The sequence below is a fragment of the Streptomyces omiyaensis genome (assembly GCF_014650895.1).
GTDB classification, from domain to species: Bacteria; Actinomycetota; Actinomycetes; order Streptomycetales; family Streptomycetaceae; genus Streptomyces; species Streptomyces omiyaensis.
In genome coordinates, this window is the sequence record NZ_BMVV01000025.1 from 65,102 (window position 1) to 85,667 (window position 20,566).

Annotated in this window: 17 protein-coding genes, 4 tRNA genes and 1 other RNA gene; 15 read left to right on the plus strand and 7 right to left on the minus strand. The window is 73.4% G+C overall.

Going from position 1 to position 20,566, the window contains the following annotated elements; translation table 11 throughout:
* Positions 1-97 precede the first annotated feature (97 nt).
* The 8 genes from IE287_RS30625 (at position 98) to IE287_RS30660 (ending at position 4,730) form a co-directional block, all read left to right on the plus strand.
* Complete coding sequence (locus IE287_RS30625; RefSeq protein ID WP_189852488.1) at positions 98-439, plus strand: histone-like nucleoid-structuring protein Lsr2; 342 nt, start codon at positions 98-100, stop codon at positions 437-439.
* A 133-nt stretch (positions 440-572) separates the two neighbouring features.
* A tRNA-Gly gene (locus IE287_RS30630) sits at positions 573-644 on the plus strand.
* Positions 645-724: 80 nt separating this feature from the next.
* A tRNA-Gly gene (locus tag IE287_RS30635) sits at positions 725-797 on the plus strand.
* A gap of 192 nt (positions 798-989) precedes the next feature.
* Positions 990-1,940: an ABC transporter ATP-binding protein gene (locus IE287_RS30640; protein ID WP_189852489.1), complete on the plus strand. Its 951-nt coding sequence runs from the start codon at positions 990-992 to the stop codon at positions 1,938-1,940.
* The gene (locus IE287_RS30645; RefSeq protein ID WP_189852490.1) at positions 1,937-2,731 is read left to right on the plus strand and encodes an ABC transporter permease; all 795 of its coding nucleotides are present in this window, start codon (positions 1,937-1,939) and stop codon (positions 2,729-2,731) included. The genes IE287_RS30640 and IE287_RS30645 overlap by 4 nt, the downstream gene beginning before the upstream one ends.
* Before the next feature lie 27 nt (positions 2,732-2,758).
* Positions 2,759-4,024, plus strand: coding sequence for a sensor histidine kinase (locus IE287_RS39215; protein ID WP_189852491.1), 1,266 nt, complete (start codon positions 2,759-2,761; stop codon positions 4,022-4,024).
* Entirely contained in the window at positions 4,021-4,635 is a 615-nt protein-coding gene (locus IE287_RS30655) for a response regulator transcription factor (RefSeq protein WP_189852492.1), read from the plus strand. Before IE287_RS39215 ends, IE287_RS30655 begins: the two co-directional genes overlap by 4 nt.
* A gap of 22 nt (positions 4,636-4,657) precedes the next feature.
* Positions 4,658-4,730, plus strand: a tRNA-Gly gene (locus tag IE287_RS30660).
* A 106-nt stretch (positions 4,731-4,836) separates the two neighbouring features.
* On the opposite strand, the gene IE287_RS30665 is transcribed toward IE287_RS30660, so the two are convergent.
* The 6 genes from IE287_RS30665 to ffs form a co-directional block, all read right to left on the minus strand.
* The gene (locus IE287_RS30665; protein WP_189852493.1) at positions 4,837-5,745 is read right to left on the minus strand and encodes a phosphoribosylaminoimidazolesuccinocarboxamide synthase; all 909 of its coding nucleotides are present in this window, start codon (positions 5,743-5,745) and stop codon (positions 4,837-4,839) included.
* Positions 5,746-5,830: 85 nt separating this feature from the next.
* Positions 5,831-7,291, minus strand: coding sequence for a N,N-dimethylformamidase beta subunit family domain-containing protein (locus IE287_RS30670; protein WP_189852494.1), 1,461 nt, complete (start codon positions 7,289-7,291; stop codon positions 5,831-5,833).
* 199 nt (positions 7,292-7,490) lie between these two features.
* Positions 7,491-9,392: a M48 family metalloprotease gene (locus IE287_RS30675; RefSeq protein ID WP_189852495.1), complete on the minus strand. Its 1,902-nt coding sequence runs from the start codon at positions 9,390-9,392 to the stop codon at positions 7,491-7,493.
* A gap of 251 nt (positions 9,393-9,643) precedes the next feature.
* Positions 9,644-10,894 carry a phosphoribosylamine--glycine ligase gene (gene purD / locus IE287_RS30680; protein WP_189852496.1) on the minus strand — a complete coding sequence of 417 codons (1,251 nt, stop codon included), beginning with the start codon at positions 10,892-10,894 and terminating at the stop codon, positions 9,644-9,646.
* 61 nt (positions 10,895-10,955) lie between these two features.
* Positions 10,956-13,076, minus strand: coding sequence for a DNA polymerase III subunit gamma and tau (locus IE287_RS30685; protein WP_189852497.1), 2,121 nt, complete (start codon positions 13,074-13,076; stop codon positions 10,956-10,958).
* 211 nt (positions 13,077-13,287) lie between these two features.
* Positions 13,288-13,386: signal recognition particle sRNA small type (gene ffs, locus IE287_RS30690), an RNA gene on the minus strand.
* 152 nt (positions 13,387-13,538) lie between these two features.
* Between ffs and IE287_RS30695 the strand changes: the two genes are divergently transcribed.
* The 5 genes from IE287_RS30695 (at position 13,539) to IE287_RS30715 (ending at position 17,858) form a co-directional block, all read left to right on the plus strand.
* Positions 13,539-13,626, plus strand: a tRNA-Ser gene (locus IE287_RS30695).
* Between the two features lie 502 nt (positions 13,627-14,128).
* Entirely contained in the window at positions 14,129-14,545 is a 417-nt protein-coding gene (locus tag IE287_RS30700; protein ID WP_189852498.1) for a hypothetical protein, read from the plus strand.
* 57 nt (positions 14,546-14,602) lie between these two features.
* A complete protein-coding gene (locus tag IE287_RS30705) occupies positions 14,603-15,277 on the plus strand; it encodes an ABC transporter ATP-binding protein (protein ID WP_189852499.1) in 675 nt (224 codons plus the stop codon).
* 68 nt (positions 15,278-15,345) lie between these two features.
* Positions 15,346-17,529, plus strand: coding sequence for an ABC transporter permease (locus IE287_RS30710; protein WP_229883827.1), 2,184 nt, complete (start codon positions 15,346-15,348; stop codon positions 17,527-17,529).
* Positions 17,530-17,648: 119 nt separating this feature from the next.
* The gene (locus tag IE287_RS30715) at positions 17,649-17,858 is read left to right on the plus strand and encodes a DUF4287 domain-containing protein (RefSeq protein WP_189852501.1); all 210 of its coding nucleotides are present in this window, start codon (positions 17,649-17,651) and stop codon (positions 17,856-17,858) included.
* A gap of 3 nt (positions 17,859-17,861) precedes the next feature.
* On the opposite strand, the gene IE287_RS30720 is transcribed toward IE287_RS30715, so the two are convergent.
* Positions 17,862-18,335: a carboxymuconolactone decarboxylase family protein gene (locus tag IE287_RS30720; protein WP_189852502.1), complete on the minus strand. Its 474-nt coding sequence runs from the start codon at positions 18,333-18,335 to the stop codon at positions 17,862-17,864.
* 112 nt (positions 18,336-18,447) lie between these two features.
* On the opposite strand from IE287_RS30720, the gene IE287_RS30725 reads away from it, so the two are divergent.
* Positions 18,448-19,356: an alpha/beta fold hydrolase gene (locus tag IE287_RS30725; RefSeq protein WP_229883828.1), complete on the plus strand. Its 909-nt coding sequence runs from the start codon at positions 18,448-18,450 to the stop codon at positions 19,354-19,356.
* A 94-nt stretch (positions 19,357-19,450) separates the two neighbouring features.
* A complete protein-coding gene (locus IE287_RS30730) occupies positions 19,451-20,515 on the plus strand; it encodes an aldo/keto reductase (protein ID WP_189852503.1) in 1,065 nt (354 codons plus the stop codon).
* Positions 20,516-20,566 lie beyond the last annotated feature (51 nt).

A 20,566-nucleotide genomic window follows, 5' to 3' on the forward strand; every position in this document is an offset into this window, starting at 1 on the left:
ATTGTCCCTGGGCAGCCAGAGGCCTGGTGTCACCGCACGTCAGAGGCGCACCCACAGCTCCTGACAGGTGGCGGGCCACAGGAAAGGACCGATATCCGTGGCGCAGCGAGTGGTGGTCACCCTCTCCGATGACATCGACGGCGGAGAAGCGGCGGAAACGGTCGCGTTCGGTCTCGACGGGAAGATGTACGAGATCGACCTGAATGATGCCAATGCAAAGAAACTCCGCAAGGCCCTCGCGCCCTACCTCGCGGCCGGACGGAAGCTGACGGGCAAGGCGGCGGCCGGCGCGGCCGTGAACACCGTCGCGTACAAGCACACGGCCCTCGCCCCCGACCCGGCGGCGGTCCGCGCCTGGGCCCAGTCCAACAAGATGGACGTACCGGCCCGGGGCCGCATCCCCAAGCGGGTCTACGAGGCCTTCCGCGCCGCGAGCTGACGGCGGCCCGCGGGGGAGCGGCGGGGGCGCCGGCGGCGCCGGGCGGAACCGATTTGCATTCCACCCCCCATGATCCGCTAGAGTCTGCATCACGCCGAGGGGCGAGGCCGCAAAGCCGAACCTCACGCAGCGTGCGGGTGTAGTTCAGTAGTAGAACATCCCCCTTCCAGGGGGAAGGCGCAGTGTGCGATCCCTGTCACCCGCTCTGCATCACGGTTACCGACCACTCCGGTGGATCAGGTACAGTGGTGCTCGCACCGCCCGGTGAAAGCTGGTCGGAGGCATGCGGACGTGGCTCAGTTGGTAGAGCATCACCTTGCCAAGGTGAGGGTCGCGAGTTCGAATCTCGTCGTCCGCTCAGGGAAAAGACCCCGGTTCATCGGAACCGGGGTCTTCCTCGTTGTCGGCACCTTGCCGCCCGGCTTCCGGCTGCTCGCTTTCCGCTGCGCTTCCCGCTTCCCGCTTCCCGCTTCCCGCCCATGACATTTGTCAGTCGGGGTGATGACAGCGCGCACTGCCCTCCGCCCCCACCGCACGGGAGGCTGGAGCCATGACAGCTGAAGCCCAGACCCCGGCCATCGAGGCGACCGACCTGAGCCGCACCTACGCCGGCGGCTTCGAGGCGGTGCGCGGCATCTCCCTCTCCGTGCCCCGGGGCGAGATCTTCGCCCTCCTCGGCACCAACGGCGCCGGCAAGACCTCCACCGTCGAGCTCCTGGAGGGCCTCGCCGCCCCGACCGGCGGCACCGCCCGCGTCCTCGGCCACGACCCGTACCGCGAACGCACCGCCGTCCGCCCGCGCATCGGCGTGATGCTCCAGGAAGGCGGCTTCCCCTCCGACCTCACCGTGGCCGAGACCGTGCGGATGTGGGCCGGCGTCACCAGCGGCGCCCGGCCCGCCGCCGAAGCCCTCGGCGCCGTCGGCCTCACCGGCCGCGAGAAGGTGCGGATCAAGCAGCTGTCCGGCGGCGAGCGCCGCCGCCTCGACCTCGCCTGCGCCCTCCTCGGCCGCCCCGAGGTCCTCTTCCTCGACGAGCCCACCACCGGCCTCGACGCCGAGGGCCGCCGCGACACCTGGGAGCTCGTCCGCGCCCTGCGCGCCCAGGGCACCACCGTCCTCCTCACCACGCACTACCTGGAGGAGGCCGAGGCGCTCGCCGACCGGCTCGCGATCATGCACCAGGGCCGCATCGTCCTCTCCGGCACCCCCGCCGAGGTCACCGCCGCCCAGCCCGCCCGGATCCGCTTCGCCCTCCCCGACGGCGTGCCCGCCGCCCGGCTCCCGCTCGCGCTCAAGGCCGCCGCCGACGGCGACCGGATCGAGATCCGCACCCACGCCCTCCAGGACGACCTCACCGGGCTCCTCGACTGGGCCCGCGACCACGGCGTCCGCCTCGAAGGCCTCGACGCCCGCTCCGCCTCCCTCGAAGAGGCCTTCCTCGACATCGCCTCCCGCACGGAGGACGTCCCCGCCGGCCCGAAGGAGTCCGTGAACCGATGAGTGCGACCACCGCCACCACCGGCCGCCCGACCACCACCCTCAGCCGGCTCGCCGCCCTCGGCCGGGCCGAGCTGACCCTCCTCGGCCGCAACCGCAACAACCTCTTCATCGCGGCCGCCATGCCGCTGCTGATGATCTTCCTGCTGCGGTCGTCCCTCAAGGGCATCGACGAGGCCACCCTCGGCATCTCGCTCGGCGCCGCCACCCTCATCGGCGGCACCGGCATGGTCCTGCTGCTCGTCGTCTACATGAGCCTCACCTCCAGCCTCGTCGCCCGCCGCGAGGAGCTCGTCCTCAAGCGGCTGCGCACCGGCGAGGCCACCGACGCCGAGATCCTCGCCGGCGCCGCCCTGCCCGCCACCGCCATCGCGCTCGCCCAGGCCGCGATCCTCACCGTCGGCGGCTTCACGATCCTCGGCTCCGACGCCCCCGCCCGCCCCGACCTGCTCGTCCTCGGCCTCGCCGGCGCCATCGTGCTGCTCGCCGGACTCGCCGCCGTCACCACCACCTTCACCCGCACCGTCGAGAGCGCCGGCCTCACCACCCTGCCCCTCTTCCTCGTCTCCTCCTTCGGCTCCGGCCTCTTCGTCCCCCGCGACGCCCTCCCCGGCCTCGCCGCCGACCTCGCCCAGCTGCTCCCGCTCAGCGGGGTCATGGAGTTCGTCCGGGCCGGCTGGCTCGGCACCGCCCACTCGGGCAGCCTGCTCGCCGCCGCCCTCAATACAGTGGCGTGGGGCGTCCTGACGGGGTGGGCGGTCCGCCGCTGGTTCCGCTGGGAGCCCCGGCGCTAGGGCGGGACCGGAGGGAGACGGGACGGGATGTCCGCGATGACGGGATGGTGGTCACGGCGCAGCGTCGCCGGGAAGGTCGAGCTGTACACCCGCTGGACCTTCCACTGCATGCCCCCGGTCGAGCTCGTCGCCCTCGGCGGCGTCCCCCTCAGCTCCGCAGGGCGGGGCGGGATGGGCACCGGCGCGGCGATCGGCACGGCCCTGTGGGTCCTGGTCCACTCCGCCCTCTGCTGGGTGGTCGCCTCCCGCGCCCTCGACCACACCTCCGGCATCCGGCCGCGGCCCGTCCGGCTCGCCGCCGTCCTGGCCGCCGCCACCGCCCTCGCCGACCTCACCGTCGCGGGGCTGTGGGCGGCCGGGATCCTGCCCGACGGGTCGGTCAACGCGAGCATCCTCGTCGCCACCTCGATCTTCACCGCCGGCACCCTCGCCCTCTGTCTGGACCGGGTGCGGCACATGGCGTACGCCGTCGCCGGCACCGCCCTCGCCGCCGCGCTTCCCCTCGCCGCCTTCGGCCACGGCGTGCCGGAGAGCCTGATCACCCTGGCCGCCGTCCTCGTCGCGGGCGGGGGCTACGCGGCCGCCTGCGGCTTCTCCTCCTGGCTGCTCGGCGTCGTCCAGGAGCTGGAGCGCTCCCGCGACCTCAAGGCCCGGCTCGCCGTCGCCGAGGAGCGGCTCCGCTTCGGCCGCGACCTGCACGACGTCATGGGCCGCAACCTCTCGGTGATCGCGCTCAAGAGCGAACTGGCCGTCCAGCTCGCCCGCCGCGGCCGCCCCGAGGGCATCGACCAGATGGTCGAGGTCCAGCGGATCGCCCAGGAGTCCCAGCGGGAGGTCCGCGAGGTCGTCCGCGGCTACCGGGAGGCCGACCTCCGGGTCGAGCTGGAGGGCGCCCGGGGCGTCCTCGACGCCGCCGGCATCGACTGCTCCGTCGACGCCCCCGCCCTCGACCTGCCCGCCGCGGTGCAGTCCGCGCTCGGCTGGGTCGTCCGCGAGACCACCACCAACGTGCTCCGCCACGGCGACGCCCGACGCTGCGCGATCGCCCTGCGGCGGACGCCCGACGCGGTGGTGCTGACCGTCGAGAACGACGGGGCGGTGGTGCCGGCCGGGGCCGCCGTCCCCGGCCGCACCGGCTCCGGCCTCGCCGGACTGCGCGAACGGATCACCGCCGTCGGCGGCACCCTGGAGGCCGGGTTCACCGACCCCCAGTCGTTCCGCGCCACCGCCCGGGTGCCGCTGACCGGGCCCGAGGGCACCGGCACCCCCCACGAGAAGGAGACGGTCGCGTGACCGAGCCCGTGCGCGTGCTGCTCGCCGACGACGAGCACCTGATCCGGGGCGCGCTCGCCGCCCTGCTCGCCCTGGAGGACGACCTGGTCGTCGTCGCCGAGGCCGCCACCGGACCCGAGGCGCTCGCCATGGCCCGCGCCCACCGGCCCGACGTCGCCGTCCTCGACCTCCAGATGCCGGGGGCGGACGGTGTGACGGTGGCCACATCGATCCGGGATGAACTCCCCGACTGCCGCACGATGATCGTGACCAGCCACGGCCGTCCCGGTCACCTCAAGCGGGCCCTCGCGGCGGGCGTGCGCGGCTTCGCCCCGAAGACCGTCAGTGCCCAGCGGCTGGCCGAGCTGATCCGCAGCGTCCACGCGGGAAACCGGTACGTGGACCCGGAGTTGGCGGCCGACGCCATCGCCGCCGGGGACTCCCCGCTGACCGCCCGCGAGGCCGAGGTGCTCGAACTCGCCGCCGACGGAGCCCCCGTCGCGGAGATCGCCCGCCGGGCCGCGCTCTCCCCCGGCACGGTGCGGAACTACCTCTCCTCGGCCGCCGCGAAGCTCGGTGCGGAGAACCGTCACGCGGCGGTGCGTCTCGCACGCTCCAAAGGTTGGGTATAGTTAGCAGCGCGCTACGGCGCATGCGGACGTGGCTCAGTTGGTAGAGCATCACCTTGCCAAGGTGAGGGTCGCGAGTTCGAATCTCGTCGTCCGCTCGGCATGAAGGCCCCGGTTCATCGAACCGGGGCCTTCGTCGTGTGCGCGGAGGGAGGCTCCGTACGGGGCGGGGGAGCGCGCCCCCGCCCCGTACGGGCCGGTCCGTCAGAAGCTGTCGGACCAGGACTTCCCGGTCAGCAGCTCGTACGCCTCCAGGTACTTGGCGCGGGTGGCGTCCACGATCTCCCGCGGGAGCGCCGGCGGCGGCTGCTCGCTCCTGCGGTCCCAGCCGGAGGCCGGAGAGGTCAGCCAGTCCCGGACGAACTGCTTGTCGTACGAGGGCTGGGCGCGGCCCGGCTGCCACTGGTCGGCCGGCCAGAAGCGCGAGGAGTCCGGGGTGAGCACCTCGTCGGCGAGGATCAGCGCCGAGCCCTCGAAGCCGAACTCGAACTTGGTGTCGGCGAGGATGATGCCCCGCTCGCGGGCGATGTCCCGCGCCCGGGAGTACACGGCGAGGGTGGTCTGGCGCAGCAGGGCGGCGGTCTCCGCGCCGACCTGGCGGGCCACCTCCTCGTAGGAGACGTTCTCGTCGTGGTCGCCGACGGCGGCCTTGGTCGCCGGGGTGAAGATCGGCGCGGGCAGCTCGGAGCCGTCGGTCAGCCCCTCGGGGAGCGCGAGGCCGCAGACCGTGCGGGACGCCTCGTACTCGGCCAGGCCGGAGCCGGTGAGGTAGCCGCGGGCGACGCACTCGACCGGGACCATGTCGAGGGCCTTGCAGATCAGGGTGCGGCCCGCCCAGTCGGCGGGGGCGCCGGCCGGCAGCTCGGTGGAGAGCACGTGGTTCGGGACCAGGTCGGAGAGCTGGTCGAACCACCACAGGGAGAGCTGGGTGAGGACGCGGCCCTTGTCCGGGATCTCGGTGGGCAGGACCCAGTCGTACGCGGACATGCGGTCGCTCGCCACCATCACGAGCTCGCCGGCCCCGTTCCGGTACAGGTCGCGCACCTTGCCCGTGTGCAGGTGGGTGAGGCCCGAGACCTCGACGGGCTCGGGCTTTTCTACGAATCCGGACACGGTTCCTCCGCGTAGGTTGATCCAGGAACGGTCCGATTCTCTCGCACACGCGACCGGGCCCGCCGACCGGGGCGGCTCGTCCCGGTCAGTCCCTCTTACAGATGCGGTCGAGCAGATTGGCGGTGGCGCGCTGCACGCGCGCGTCGACGTGGCCCGGCCGGTCCAGCGCCGGCGACCAGGCGAAGGTGCCGGAGGCGAAGACCCAGGCGCCCGAGGGGGCCCGGTAGAGGCTGGTCTCCTGGTGGCGCAGCGCGCCGTCGCCGTCCCGGTAGGGCGAGTGGGCCAGCAGGATGCGGCTCTCGTGCTCGGGGAGCGCGGTGCGCGGGAAGTAGCGGTCCGCCTCGCCGGCGACCAGGCCGGGCAGCTCGTCGCCGTCCCCCGCACCGGTCGCCTCCCAGAGCCAGTGCTCCGCGTTCCGCACCACGAGCGGGTGCGGTTCGGGCACCCGGCCCGCGTACTGGATGCCGAGGAGCTGCTGCTCGGGGCGGTCGACCTCGCGCCAGAGGGCGGGGCGGCCGGGGCCCCGGCGCTTGCGGCAGGTCAGCAGCCGGTCCGGCACGCCGGACGGCGAGGGGCCCAGCTCCACGTGCCAGTACATGGTGTTGGCGGAGAGGAAGACCAGCGAGGTGCCCTGGTCGCGGGCGCGCTCGGCGGCCTTGCGCATCGGCCCCGACCAGTACTCGTCGTGGCCGGGGAAGACCAGGCCCCGGTAGCGGGCCGGGTCGACCCGGCCGGCGTGCAGGTCGCGGGTCTCGGCGTAGGCCAGGTCGTAGCCGTACCGCTCCGCCCAGCGGATGAAGTCGTAGGCGTGGCCGACGTGCAGGGGCAGGCCCGCGCCCGCGTAGGGCCGGTCGAAGGAGACGGTGGTCGCCGCCTCTTCCTCGCCGAGCAGCCGTCCCTCCTCGTCCCAGGCGTGGTAGAGGCTGGCGCCGGTGTGCCCGTCCTCCGGATAGAGGTTGTACGCCTGCCAGGTCACGTCCGGGAGGACGAGGAGGAGGTCCGCCGGGTGCGAGTCGCGGACGGTGAAGGGGATGTGGGAGCGGTAGCCGTCGGCGGTCGTGAGGACGGCGACGTACGCGCCGATCGACCAGTAGCTCGGGACCTGGAGCCGCCAGGACTGCCACCAGTGGTGGCAGGAGACCGTGCGGTCGGCGGTGAGCGGCGGCGGCTGGACGATCCCGGAGAGCCGCGGGCTCGTGGTGATCTTCGCGGCGCCGTCGCCGCCGTAGTGCCCGATCCGGTAGACGTCGACCGAGAACGGCTGCGGCGGGTCCACCGTGACGTGGAAGTCGATCGACTCGCCGGGCGCCACGGCCCCGCCGGAGGCGAAGCCCTTGATCTGGCGCCGCACGTCGTCGGCGGTGCGGGGGCCGCCCGCCCCGCCCCGGGCCAGGGTCTCGTCCGCGTACCAGGGAACCATCTGCCCCGTGTCGTCGAAGTAGTTCTCCGAACCCCGCAGCCAGGGCAGCGGGCCCTGGCCGAAGGGATCGGAGACCGCGTGCGCGAGCGCGCCCGATTCCCAGCGCCTGATCTGCTCCGCCCCCATGCCGCGCCCCTCCTCGACTCCCCCGGTCAGTGCCGCCGGCGCCTGCCCGCGGATGATGCCCCTGTCAGTGCCGGTCTCCAGCACATCACATAACGCACGCGGTCCGTCACCGTTCGTCGTGAAATCGATGAAGGTGGAACACGACCCTCCGGTAGGGCCGTCGCCCGGACCGCCCGGGGCGGACGGTCCCGGCGGGCCTTCAGACGAGGCGGACGGGCTTCTCGGCGCGGACGCCGGTGCTGCTCAGCCAGGCCCGCAGGGGCGCCGGGTCGCCCTCCTCGACCAGGGCGAGCACCCGCGGCCCGAGGTCGGCCGCCCGCTCGCCGCCGACGAGCAGCGCGGGACCGTCCAGCCAGTCCAGACCCGGCGCGGCACCGGTGGTGTCGACGGCGGCGCAGCAGACCAGCGCGGTCACGTGGTCGGCGAGCAGGTCCCGGCCGGTACGGGGCGGAAGCAGCGGGCAGAGCGGCCAGGGGCCGTCGGGACCGCTGAACCCGGCGACGCCGCCGGCGGACGGCGGCACGATCCGGGCCTCCCGCTCGGCCTCCTCGCGCGCCACCCGGGCGCTGAGCGCGGCGGCGAGCACGTCGGCGGCGGGATTGCGGACCACGTCGTCCGCGTCGTCTGTGTCATCCACGTCCTCTGTGTCCTCCACCTCGGCCGTGTCGTCCGTGCCCTCGTCACTGTCGCCGGCGGCAGGGTCCTCGGTGCCGGCCCCGTCGGCCGCGGTCGCCGCGGCGGCTTCGCGCTCGGCCTCCTCCGCGCCGGCCGGTACGACGGGGAGGTCGTCGCCCTCCGGCGGCACGGCCACGGGTCCACCGGGCTCCTGCGCGGCCGTCAGATGGGTGAGGACGCGGGTGAGGGTGGGGGCCTCGGGGGTGCCGGGCTCGGCGGTGGCCGCCATGCGGTCGAGGACGTCGTGGAGGCGGGCCGCGTCGGCGCGCCACTTCCGGTCGACGACCTCCTCCGGGTAGCGGCTCCACTCGACCGGCGCCCAGTCCGGGCCGGGCTCCGCCGGGCCGCCGTGGAAGAGCCGGGCGGCGAGCAGCGAGGCCGCCTCGTCGACCGCGCCGGGCTCCTCCAGGAGGTCGCAGGCCGGACGCTCGCCCAGGCGGGAGGAGTAGCCCTCCGCGAGCCGGTCGCGGTGCGAGAGCTCGGTCAGCGCCGACACCACGCCCGCGTCGAGCCGGGAGGGCCAGCGGCCCATCCGCCAGGCGGGCAGGGCGACCCGGGTCAGCAGCCGGTCCCAGCCCGCGTAGGCGAGTCCGACCTGCTCCTGGGCGACGATCCGGGTGCCGTGGTCCACGGCCTGGGCCCGCTCGGACCCCGCGGTGGCGACCCCGCGCTCCATCTCGGCGGCGTGGGTGCCGCAGGCCCGCAGCAGCAGCCGGGCGACCCCGCCGACGCCGCGGGCGCCGAGCCTGCGCAGCGGGTCGAGGCCGGGCTCGCCGGGGACGGCGACGGCCGCGTCGAGCCCGCGCACGAAGCGGCGGGCCGCGGCTATGTCGGGATCGGCGGCGGGGCCCGTGCCGGCGACGACCGGGGCGAGGACCGCCCGCAGCTCGCCGACCCGCATCCACCACAGGAACGGGGAGCCTATGACGAGGACGGGGCCGCTGCCGGCGGGGACGGCGGCCGGCCCGTGCGCCCGGTGGGAGCGGTCCTCCAGCCAGCTGTCGCAGTCCGGGGTCAGGGCTATCGCGGAGGGCGCGGGCACGTCGAGCCGGTCGGCCAGGTCCCGCACGAGGCGGTGGAGGTCGGGGGCGGCGGACTCGGTGAGCTCCACCGTCGGCGTCACGGCCGGTCGGGCACGGGCGACGACGAGGGCGACGGCCGTGGCGGCGAGGAGGACGACGACCGCGAGGACGGTCACGATCCAGCGGGCGGTGGTCCAGCCCGTACCGGTGAAGTGGCCGGTGACCTCGCCCGCGTACAGCACGACGGCGACGGCGGCGGGGAGGACGGCGGCGCCGAGCGCCCGTCCCCGGACGCGGAGGACGGCGAGGGCGCGGGAGCGTGCGGCCCGCACGCCCCACTCCTCGCCGAGGCCGCTGTCGCTGCCGCCGTTTCCGAAGCCGCTGCCGGACACGCCGTACCTCACCCCCTCTCCCCGTCCTGGACGGGACTACCCGTGGTGGTGTTGCTCACTCCCCCACTGTGGCACCCGTCGCCGACATCGCAATGCCGATGGGCCAAGTGCCGGAACGCCTGCGCCGCACCCTAGTTGGGGCTTCGGCGGCAGTCATCCAGATGGCCGAGTCGTCACTCGATCGAATGGCTTTGGGTAAAGGTGGTGCCGGTGGCGCGGCCGTGCGCTTGACTGCGCGGCCGCGCCCGTGCTCCCGCTCCGGGTCAGGCCCCGGCGGCCTTGAGCGCGATGTCCGTGCGGTGCTGGGAGCCGTCAAGGCGGATGCGCCCGACTGCCGCGTAGGCGCGCTCGCGGGCCTGGGCCAGGTCCGCACCGGTGGCGGTGACGGAGAGCACCCGGCCGCCGGCGCTGACGACCGCGTCGCCGTCCCGCTTGGTGCCCGCGTGGAGCACGTACGCGTGCGGGGCGTCCTGCTCCGCGATCTCGGCGAGGCCCTCGATCGGGTCGCCGGTGCGCGGGGTGTCGGGGTAGTTGTGCGAGGCGACGACCACGGTCACGGCGGCGTCGTCGCGCCAGGCCAGCGGGGCCTGGTCGGCGAGGGTGCCGTCGGCCGAGTGCAGCAGGACGCCCGCGAGCGGGGTCTTGAGGCGGGCGAGGACGACCTGCGTCTCGGGGTCGCCGAAGCGCGCGTTGAACTCGATGACCCGGACGCCGCGGCTCGTGATCGCCAGACCCGCGTAGAGCAGGCCGGAGAAGGGGGTGCCGCGGCGGCGCAGCTCGTCGACGGTCGGCTGGAGCACCGTCTCCAGGACCTCGTCGACCAGCTTGGGGTCGGCCCACGGCAGCGGCGAGTAGGCGCCCATGCCGCCGGTGTTGGGGCCCTCGTCGCCGTCGAGCGCGCGCTTGAAGTCCTGCGCGGGCTGGAGCGGGAGGACGGTGGTGCCGTCGGTGATCGCGAAGAGGGAGACCTCGGGGCCGTCCAGGTACTCCTCGATGACCACGCGGTCGCAGGCGAGGGCGTGGGCGCGGGCCGCCTCGACGTCCTCGGTGACGACGACGCCCTTTCCGGCGGCGAGGCCGTCGTCCTTGACGACGTACGGGGCGCCGAAGGCGTCGAGCGCCTCGTCGATCTCGGCGGGGGTGGTGCAGACGTAGCTGCGGGCGGTGGGCACGCCGGCGCCGGCCATGACGTCCTTGGCGAACGCCTTGGAGCCCTCCAGCAGCGCCGCCTCCCGGGAGGGGCCGAAGACCGGGATGCCGACCGCGCGGACGGCGTCGGCGACACCGGCGACGAGCGGGGCCTCCGGTCCGACGACGACCAGGTCGGCGCCCAGCCCGGTGGCGAGCGCGGCGACCGCGCCGCCGTCCAGCTGGTCGACGGGGTGCAGCTCGGCGACCTCCGCGATTCCGGCGTTGCCGGGCGCGCAGTGCAGAGCGGTGACGTCGGGATCGAGGGAGAGAGAGCGGCACAGGGCGTGTTCGCGGGCGCCGCCGCCGATGACGAGGACCTTCACGCCAGCCAGGGTAGCCCGCCGGCCGGGAAGGACCTTGTGCGGGCCACCGAGCGAGACGGCCCTAGTCGTTCGTGTATTCCTCCACAACGGTGGCCCCGAGCTCGCGCACGATCAGCTCGTGCCCGGAGAGCGCGGACTCCACGAGGTCCGGATCGTCCTCCTCCGGCACGTCGTCCTCGGGCGCGACGGGCTGGGGCCGGGAGGGCTGCGAGGGCGGGGACGGCTGCGACACGGGGGCCGGGGCGGGTGCCGGCGCGGGCGCGGGCGCGAAGGACTGCGAAGGCGCGGAGGCGGGCGCGGGCGCCGGGGCGGACGGGGCCGCGGGGCGTCCGCCGCCGAAGCCGCCACCGCCGCCACCGCCCGAGAAGCCACCACCGCCCGAGAAGCCACCGCCGCCGGAGAAGCCGCCGGCTCCGGGCGGGGGCGCGGCACCGCCCGACGGATCGACGATCGCCTCGACCTTCCAGTTCACGTTGAACTGCTCGGCGAGCGCGGTCCTGAGGACGTCCTCGCTGCCGCTGCTCGCGAAGTTGTCCCGCGCTCCGGCGTTGAGGAAGCCGAGCTGGAGGGTGGTGCCGTCGAAGCCGGCCACCTGCGCGTTCTGGCTCAGCAGGATCCAGGTGAAGCGGCGCCGGTTCTTGACCGCCTCCAGGATGGACGGCCACATGTTCCGCACCTGGGCGGCGCCGGCCGCCATGTCCCCGGCCGGAGCCTGCCCGGCGGGCTGCGCCTGCGGCTGCGGCTGTACGGGGGCGGGCGCGGACGCGGCCTGCTGCGGCGCGGCGGTGGGCCAGCCGCCGGGACGGGCGGCCCCGGGCCAGGCACCGGGACGGGCGGCCTCCGGCCGGTCCTGCGGCTGCGGGGCGTGCGGCTGCGGCTGTACGGGGGCGGGCGCGGGCGCGGCCTGCTGCGGGGGCGGCGGCGGGGCGACCGGGGTGTGGGCCTCGGGCCCGGGGACGTACCCCAGGGGCGGCCCGGCGGGCGGGGCCGGCGTGAAGACGGCGGCGGCCGGCGGCGCGGCGGCGGCCCCGCGCTCCAGCCGGTCGAGGCGGGCGAGCAGCGACCGCTCGTCGTCGAAGGCGGCGGGCAGCAGCACGCGCGCGCAGATCAGCTCCAGCTGGAGGCGCGGCGAGGTCGCGCCGCGCATCTCGGTCAGCCCCTCGTTGACGAGGTCGGCGGCGCGGCTCAGCTCGGCGGCGCCGAACACCGACGCCTGGGCCTGCATCCGCTCCACGACGTCGGCGGGCGCGTCGATGAGCCCCTTCTCCGCGGCGTCGGGCACGGCGGCCAGGATCACCAGGTCCCGCAGCCGCTCCAGCAGGTCGGCGACGAACCTCCGGGGGTCGTTCCCGCCCTCGATGACCCGGTCGACGACCTCGAAGGCGGCGGCGCCGTCACCCGACGCGAAGGCGTCCACGACGGAGTCGAGCAGCGAGCCGTCCGTATAACCGAGGAGCGAGGTCGCCATGGCATACGTCACGCCCTCCTCGCCGGCGCCGGCGAGGAGCTGGTCCATCACGGACATCGAGTCACGCACGGACCCGGCTCCGGCGCGCACGACGAGCGGCAGCACCCCGTCCTCGACGGGGATCCCCTCCCGCCCGCACACCTCGCCCAGGTACTCCCGGAGGGTCCCCGGCGGCACCAGCCGGAACGGGTAGTGGTGGGTCCGCGAGCGGATCGTGCCGATGACCTTCTCGGGCTCGGTCGTGGCGAAGATGAACTTGAGGTGCTCCGGCGGCTCCTCGACCACCTTCAGCAGGGCGTTGAAGCCCGCCGAGGTGACCATGTGGGCCTCGTCGATGATGTAGATCTTGTACCGGCTGGAGGCGGGCCCGAAGAAGGCCTTCTCCCGCAGGTCACGGGCGTCGTCCACACCACCGTGCGAGGCGGCGTCGATCTCGATGACGTCGATGGAACCCGGCCCGTTGCGCGCGAGGTCCCGACAGGACTGGCACGTGCCGCAGGGCGTGGGCGTCGGCCCCTGCTCGCAGTTCAGGCAGCGGGCCAGGATCCGCGCGCTGGTCGTCTTGCCGCACCCGCGGGGCCCGCTGAACAGGTACGCGTGATTGACCCGGTTGTTCCGCAGGGCCTGCTGCAACGGGTCGGTGACATGCTCCTGCCCGATGACCTCGGCGAAGGACTCGGGACGGTAGCGGCGGTACAGCGCGAGAGACGACACGCATACGAGGTTATAGGCGCTCGCCGACAACCGGACCGACGAGCCGCGGGACGCCCCGGCCGACACGGCCCGCCCCTGGGGGCCGGCCCCGGTCCTGGCCCCGGTCCCGGTCCTGGTCCCGGTCCTGGTCCCGTGCACCGCACAGATCCCCGCGGACCCCGTGGATCCGCGCAGATCCGCGCAAATCCCGTAGGTCCCCGTAGATCCCGGGAACGCAAGCGCCCCCCACGCACCCGCCAGAGCCGACCTACCCTTGCTGCCTTCCGGCCCTGGGGGAGTTCAGTCAGATAGCGCCGCGTGAGGGGCTCCGCCCAGCCTACCCGATCCGAACCCGTGCCCCGTCCCCCTCCCCTCACTTCTCCCCGCACCCCTCCCCCGCTTCCCCCCGCCTCCTCCCCACCTCCACCGACCTCCGTGGATCACGTTCGCGAGCACCCTCCGCGGTCATGTAATGTTCTCCACGGAGGATTCGCCTAGAGGCCTAGGGCGCACGCTTGGAAAGCGTGTTGGGGGCAACCCCTCACGAGTTCGAATCTCGTATCCTCCGCCAGCCCGAAGGGCCGGACCGCGAAAGCGGTCCGGCCCTTCGGCGTTCCCGCCCCCACCGGGCAGAGCCGCCATCCCGGGCCGGACCCCGCGACCGGCCCCGGGATGGCCGCAGGCCGAACCCAGCGGATTGCCGCAGCGCCGCACCTCCCCCTCGCCGGCACCCGCGCGGGAACAGTCGCCGAAGGGCCGCCCCGACGCGTGCGCGTGCGCGCGTCCTGCGACTCGGCACGAACCACTTCGCACAGGCGCACCGATGATCACTTCTACGATCCCGCCCCCACACCCCTCACCCCCTCCCACCACCCCTCTGACCTGCCCTTTCACCCCGCTCCACCCTCAAGCCCTCACCCCCCGAACGTCACCGAAGAGATTCTTTTTCGACGTTCCGTTCACCGGATCGGGCGGTCATCGGACGGAGGTACGTTCCTGCTCCGTCCACCGAGTAGCGGAGCCGATACTTTCTGTGACGACCAGTCGGCTCTTTAAGCAATCAGGGGCAACTCATGGGGAAGTTGAGGAAGTCGGTAACGGCAGCGGTCGTCGCGGGGCTGTTCTTCGGAGGGGCGGGAAGTGCGGCCGCGACTTCGTGGCACGAGATGAACCTCGCCACCGCCGGGGCGAGCTTCAAGGGGCGGTGGGCGTGGCAGTCCAAGGAGGTCGTCCCGAGCGGTCTGCACGTGAAGGGGGTCCTGAAGGACGAGAAGCCCAACGACGGTCACAACGTGTACCTGCGACTGAGGGTCTACTCGTATCCGTGGGGAGAGATTCGTGGCGTCCAGCGGAGGGCCGTCACGGTCGACAAGGTGCTCTCCGACGGTGCGGTCCTCGTCACGAAGGAAGTCCGTATGCACCTCTGCCGCGACCGGGGCTCGCTGAGGCCGGACAACTGCACGCCGCTCCGGCTGTTCAAGCGGAAGTAGTCGGCAGCCGCGGGAGCCGCCTTCGGGCGGCTCCCCCTTCTCATGGGAGCTCAAGCGATGGACACCGTCCTCCGCGCCGAGGGCGTGGACCTCTTCTACGGCGAACAACACGCCGTGCGTAAAGCCGACTTCAGCCTTGCACGAGGTGAAGTCGCCGCCATCATGGGGAGCAGCGGATCGGGCAAGTCGTCCCTGCTGTACTGCCTCGCCGGCGTTCTTCCGCCCACCAACGGCACTGTCTCCTTCGAGGGAGTCCCGTTCTCCACGCTGCCCGATGAGGAGCTGAGCGCCTTACGTCGGGAACGGATCGGATTCGTCTTCCAGTACGGCGAACTGCTCTCCGAACTGACCGTCGAAGAGAACGCGGCACTACCGCTCCGTCTCGCCGGTATCGACAAGGACCGCGCTCACGTGATCGCCGCTCAGGTGCTGCGACGGCTGGGTCTGGGGGAGCTCCTGCGCCGCAGGACTTCGAAGCTCTCAGGCGGCCAGGCCCAACGCGTCGCGGTGGCACGCGCTCTCGTGCATCGGCCTGACGTCGTATTCGCCGACGAGCCGACGGGAGCCCTCGACAGCACCAACGCGGCTCAGGTGCTCGACGAGTTTCTGCAGTTGGCCAGGGGCCAGCGCACTGCGGTCGTCATCGTCACTCATGACGCCGACGTAGCGGCCAGGGCCGACTCCCAGTACACGATGTCGGATGGTGTCCTCGCTCAGCGGGTGGCGGTGTGAGCCCGCTTTTGCTGGGTTTTCGTCTTCTGTGGGGCAGTGGCCGCCGAGGGCGTATCCGGTTCCTGCTCATGACAGCCGGATCCGCACTCGGTGTGGCCTGCCTGGCCGCCGTCATGACCATTCCCACGATCATCGCGGCCCACGACGCGAGAACACAGGCCCGGGAGATCGAGCCGGGCAAACACAGCAACGTCGTGTTCTACGAGTTGCTGGATCCATACGGCTCGCAGCCGTTGCAGCGCACGTTTCTGGCCCGAAAGGCACCAGGGCCCGTTCCGCTTCCTCCGGGCATCGAACGACTGCCGGCCGCCGGTGAAGCGATCGTCTCACCGAAGCTCCGCCGGATCATGGCGACCAGCGCCGGGGCACGAGGCCTCGTCCCGGGGCGCGTCATCGATGTGATCGCCCCCGAGGGGCTCGGTGGCCCTGACGATCTCTACGCCTACATCGGCACCACCCCGGACCGGATTCCCGATGCCATGCCGTTGGGAAGTTTCGGCATCGATCACCCCTGGCATCCCGTCGTCGAGCCCTCGACGCTCGACATCCTGCGGTTCACCCTGGCCTGCGTCGTCCTGCTTCCGCTTGTCATCTTCCTGTCCGTCTGCGCGCGTCTGTCCGGCGAATCGCGTGCACGACGGCTGGCAGCGCTGCGGTTGATAGGTCTCAGCATCAAAGGCACGGTGCGGGTCAACGCAGCGGAGACCGTCGCGGCGGCGGGTCTCGGGGCGGTGCTCGGACTCGCCGGGTACCTCGGGGCCAACGAGGTCATGGCACGGGTCGGCCTCCCGGGGTTGCGGTGGTACCCGGCAGACGGGCGGCCTGAGTGGTCGACTCTGGCGATGTGCCTGGTCGGATGTCCCGCGCTCGCCTGGGGCGTCGGACTGTTCAGCGCCCGCCGGGCAGCGCTCTCGCCCATCGCGGTGCGTCGGACGGCGGAAGGCAGGCCGCCGCGGAAGGTCGGTGCGCTGCTGCTGGTTCCGGGGTTGGGCGTGATCAGTGGCTACTGCGCGATGAGCGTGATGGGGTACGACCCGTCCGGTGGGTCCGCCAGTTCCACACTCGTCCCCTGCGCCGTACTGCTGACCGGCGCGGGGCTCGTCTTCGGACTGCCCTCCGTCACCGCCTGGCTCGCGCGGCGCCTCGCCGCAGTCAGCAAGTCGCTTCCGCTGACGTTGGCGATGCGGCGTACCGAGGTGGATCCGGGGTCCTCCCTCCGGGTGGCCACCGGACTCGTGCTCCTGGTGTTCGGGGCCTCGCTCACCCAGGGCGTACTCATCGAGCTGGAACAGGTGAGCCGGAGGACTGCTCCGCTTCAGGAGTACCGGATCGGCCTGAAGAACCTGAGCCCCGCGCAGCGCGCGGCGGTGGCCCGTGTGCCGGGCCTCAGGGACCACGTGGTGGCGTACGAGTCCTGGGACGACTTCTCCGATGAGATCAGGCCTACCGTGACAGCGATCGTCGCCACCTGTGCGCAGCTGAAAGCACTGACCGAACGAACCGCCGGCTGCCAGGACGGCAGGATCCAGCAGTTGCACGACGACCGGGCGGCTTACTGGAACGACCCTGCACCCGGGACGCGTTTTCCCTTCACGTTGGAAGACGGCCGGAAGACCTCGCTCACCGTGCCGCCCGACCGGGTCGACACCCACCCCTACGACATCTCGGTCTTCTCCTCCGGCAGTCTGCTCGTGCCCCCTTCGCTGGCACCCAGGGGCCTTTCCGTCGAGGCGGGAAGCATGACGTTGGTGTCCGATGCCGATACGGAGACCGTGCGGCGGGTGCTTGACGGAGTCGGGGCGTTGGCTCCCACTGCCGAGGTGGAAGCGGTGGGGATCGCCGTCGAGGCACTGGCGCAGCTCACCGTCGTACGGAGCCTGCTGGTGGTCGGGATGGTGTTGGGGTTGGTGGTGGGGGTTGCGGCGTTTGTGGTTTCTGCGGCTGATCGGGCGCTGGAGCGGCGGGGGCAGGTGGCTGCGCTGGGGTTGTTGGGGGCCCGGGCGGGGACGTTGCGGGGGGTGCAGGTCGTGCAGGTGGTGGTGCCGTTGGGGGTGGGGCTCGGTGGGGCCGTCGTGGCGGGGTGGCTGGCCAAGTCGAGCTATCTGATCACCGGGGGCGGGGCCGTGCACTGGGACTGGGAGGGGCTGCCGCTGCTGGTGGGGAGTGCGGTGGCGGTGACGGGGGTCGCCGCGGTCGCGTCGCTGCCGATGGTGCGGCGGCACGTCGATCCCGAGCACATCCGGCGGGATTGAGAGGCGGGATCGAGAGGGTGGAGGGGTGAGCGATGAGTTTCGGCGGGGGCGGGGGTCTTCCCTGCGTTCCGTTCCGGTCCGCTTCGGGCCGGTCCGCTCTCGCCTCGGAGGTCGTTCTCATGTCCCCCACCCCCAAGGGTCCCGCCAGCTACTTCCCCTCCATCGAGGAGAAGTACGGGCGGCCCGTGTCCGAGTGGTTCGGGATCATCCGTTCCTCGCCGCTGACCAAGCACATGGAACTGGTCGGCTGGCTGAAGGGCGAGTACGGGCTCGGGCACGGGCACGCCAACGCGCTCGTGGCCGCCGTCCGGGCCGAGGACGCGCGGTAGGCCTCAGGCGAACTGGCCGGGGACGTAGTCGCCGGCCGGCGTGCGGTTCATGACGTTGATGCGGTTGAAGGCGTTGATGAGGGCCACCAGGGAGACGAGGGCGGCGAGCTGCTCGGCGTCGTAGTGCCGGGCGGCGTTCTCCCAGGCCTCGTCGGTGACGCCGGTGTGGTGGTCGGCGAGGCGGGTGCCCTGCTCGGTGAGCTCCAGGGCCGCGCGCTCCGCCTCCGTGAAGACGGTGCTCTCGCGCCAGGCGGCGACCAGGTGCAGGCGGAGGGAGGTCTCGCCGGCCGCGGCGGCGTCCTTGGTGTGCATGTCGAGGCAGAAGCCGCAGCCGTTCAGCTGGCTCGCGCGGATCTTCACCAGTTCCTGGGTGCTGTGCGGGATGACCGAGTCCGGGATGCCGAAGCCGGCCGAGGCGAGGTGCTTGACGACCTTGGCGGCGGTCGGGCTGGCGAAGAGGTCGAGACGGGCGTCCATGGGGTCCTCCGGGTGGGGATCGCTGGGGTGTTCTTCGGGGCGGTGTTCGTTGCTTTCATGGGGTTGACGGAGCACGGCGCCGGAATGTGACAGGGGTGGGACCACAGTGGAAGTGAGCTACGTCACTCGGGAGTTCGTGCGGGGCGGCGTCGGCCTGTCGCTGCGCGACCGGGGCGGCGACGGGCCCCTCGTCCTGCTGCTGCACGGGCTCGCCGGGCACTGCGGGGAGTGGGACGGGCTCGCCGCGCGGCTGGCCGCCGACGGGTACCGGGTGCTCGCGCTCGACCAGCGCGGACACGGGGCCAGTGAGCGGCGGCCGGCGGACGTCTCCCGCGCGGCCCACGTGGAGGACGTGCTGGGGATCGTGGAGGCGTACGGCGCCGGCGGGCCCGCGGCGCTCGTCGGGCAGTCGTACGGCGGGCTCGCCGCGCTGCTCGCCGCCGCCCGCCGGCATCCGGCGGTCGCCGGGGCCGTCCTCGTCGAGGCCGGGCCCGCCGGGTCCACGCCCGAGGAGATGGCGGAGGTCGCCGGATGGCTGGCGCGGTGGCCGGTGCCGTTCCCCGGCCGGGAGGCGGCCGTCTCCTTCCTCGGCGGCGGACCCGTCGGCGAGGGATGGGCCTCGGGGCTGGAGGAGCGGGACGGCGGGTGGTGGCCACGGTTCGACGCCTCGGTGCTGGCCGACTCCCTCCGCGAGAACGCCCTCCGCGACTGGTGGGAGGAGTGGGACGCGATCGACGTGCCCCTCCTCTGCCTCCTCGGGGAGAAGGGCATCATCGGCGCCGAGCAGTGGGACGGGATGGCCCGGCGGCAGCCGGGGCTGCGCGGGATCTGCCTGCCGGGCGCCGGGCACGACGTGCACCTGGAACGGCCGGAGGAGGTGTACGGGGCGGTGGCGGCATTCCTGCGGGACGTCGTCGGCGCGGGCGGCGGGAGCTCCCCGGGCGCGGGCGACGCAGGCGACACGGGCGACGCAGGCGACGCGGGCGACGCGGGCGGCGCAGGCGACGCGGGCGCGCGGTAGAGGCCGGGGCGCCCGGCGGGAACGCCCCGGCAGGGGTACGCGCCGGGGCGCGGACCTTGCCTTCGAGGGCGGTCGAAGGCCTAGGGTGCGGCACATGCGCTATCGGATACTCGGCGGGACCGGGATCGAAGTCAGCACCTACTGCCTCGGCACGATGATGTTCGGGTCGATCGGCAACGCCGACCACCGGGACTCCGTGCGGATCATCCACTCCGCGCTCGACCGGGGGATCAACTTCGTCGACACCGCCGACATGTACTCGGCGGGCGAGTCCGAGGAGATCGTCGGGAAGGCGCTGCGCGATCCGCGCCGCCGGGACGAGACCGTACTCGCCACCAAGGTGTACTTCCCCGTCGGCGGGGAGGGGCCCGCGCGGGGCGGGCTGTCGCGGCGGTGGATCGTGCGGGCGGTGGAGGCCAGTCTGGCGCGGCTCGGCACGGACCGGATCGACCTCTACCAGGTGCACCGGCCCGATCACCGGACCGACGTCGAGGAGACCCTGGACGTCCTCGGCGACCTCGTCTCGCAGGGGAAGATCCGGGCCTTCGGCTGCTCGGCCTTCCCCGCCGAGCGGATCGTCGAGGCGCACGCCGTCGCCGAGCGGCGCGGGCTGCGGCGGTTCAGGACCGAGCAGCCGCCGTACTCGCTGCTCGCGCGCGGGGTGGAGACGGCGGTGCTGCCGGTGGCGCAGCGGTACGGGATGGGCGTGCTGACCTGGGCGCCGCTCGCCTCCGGGTACCTGTCGGGGGCGTACCGGAAGGGGCGGGCGGTCGACCTCTCGCGCGGGCGGGCGGCGATCACCCCGCACCGCTTCGACCCGGCCCTGCCGGAGAACGCGGCGAAGCTCGACGCCGTCGAGGAGCTGGCCCTGCTCGCCGAGGAGACCGGCTGCTCGCTGCCGGAGCTGGCGGTCGCCTTCGCGGCCGCGCACCCGGCGGTGACCTCGGTGATCCTGGGGCCGCGGACCATGGAGCAGCTGGACGGTCTGCTGAAGGGCGCCCCGCTCGTGCTCTCCGACGAGGTGCTCGACCGGATCGACGCGATCGTGCCGCCCGGGACCGACCTCTACCGGGCCGACGGCGCCTGGCGGCCCCCGTCCCTCGCCGAACCGGGTCTGCGGCGGCGGCCACCGGGCGAGCGGGCAGCGTCCGGCTCCTGACGCCCGGCGGAGGGCGGGCCGCGTCCGGCTCCCGACGCCCGGCGGAGGGCG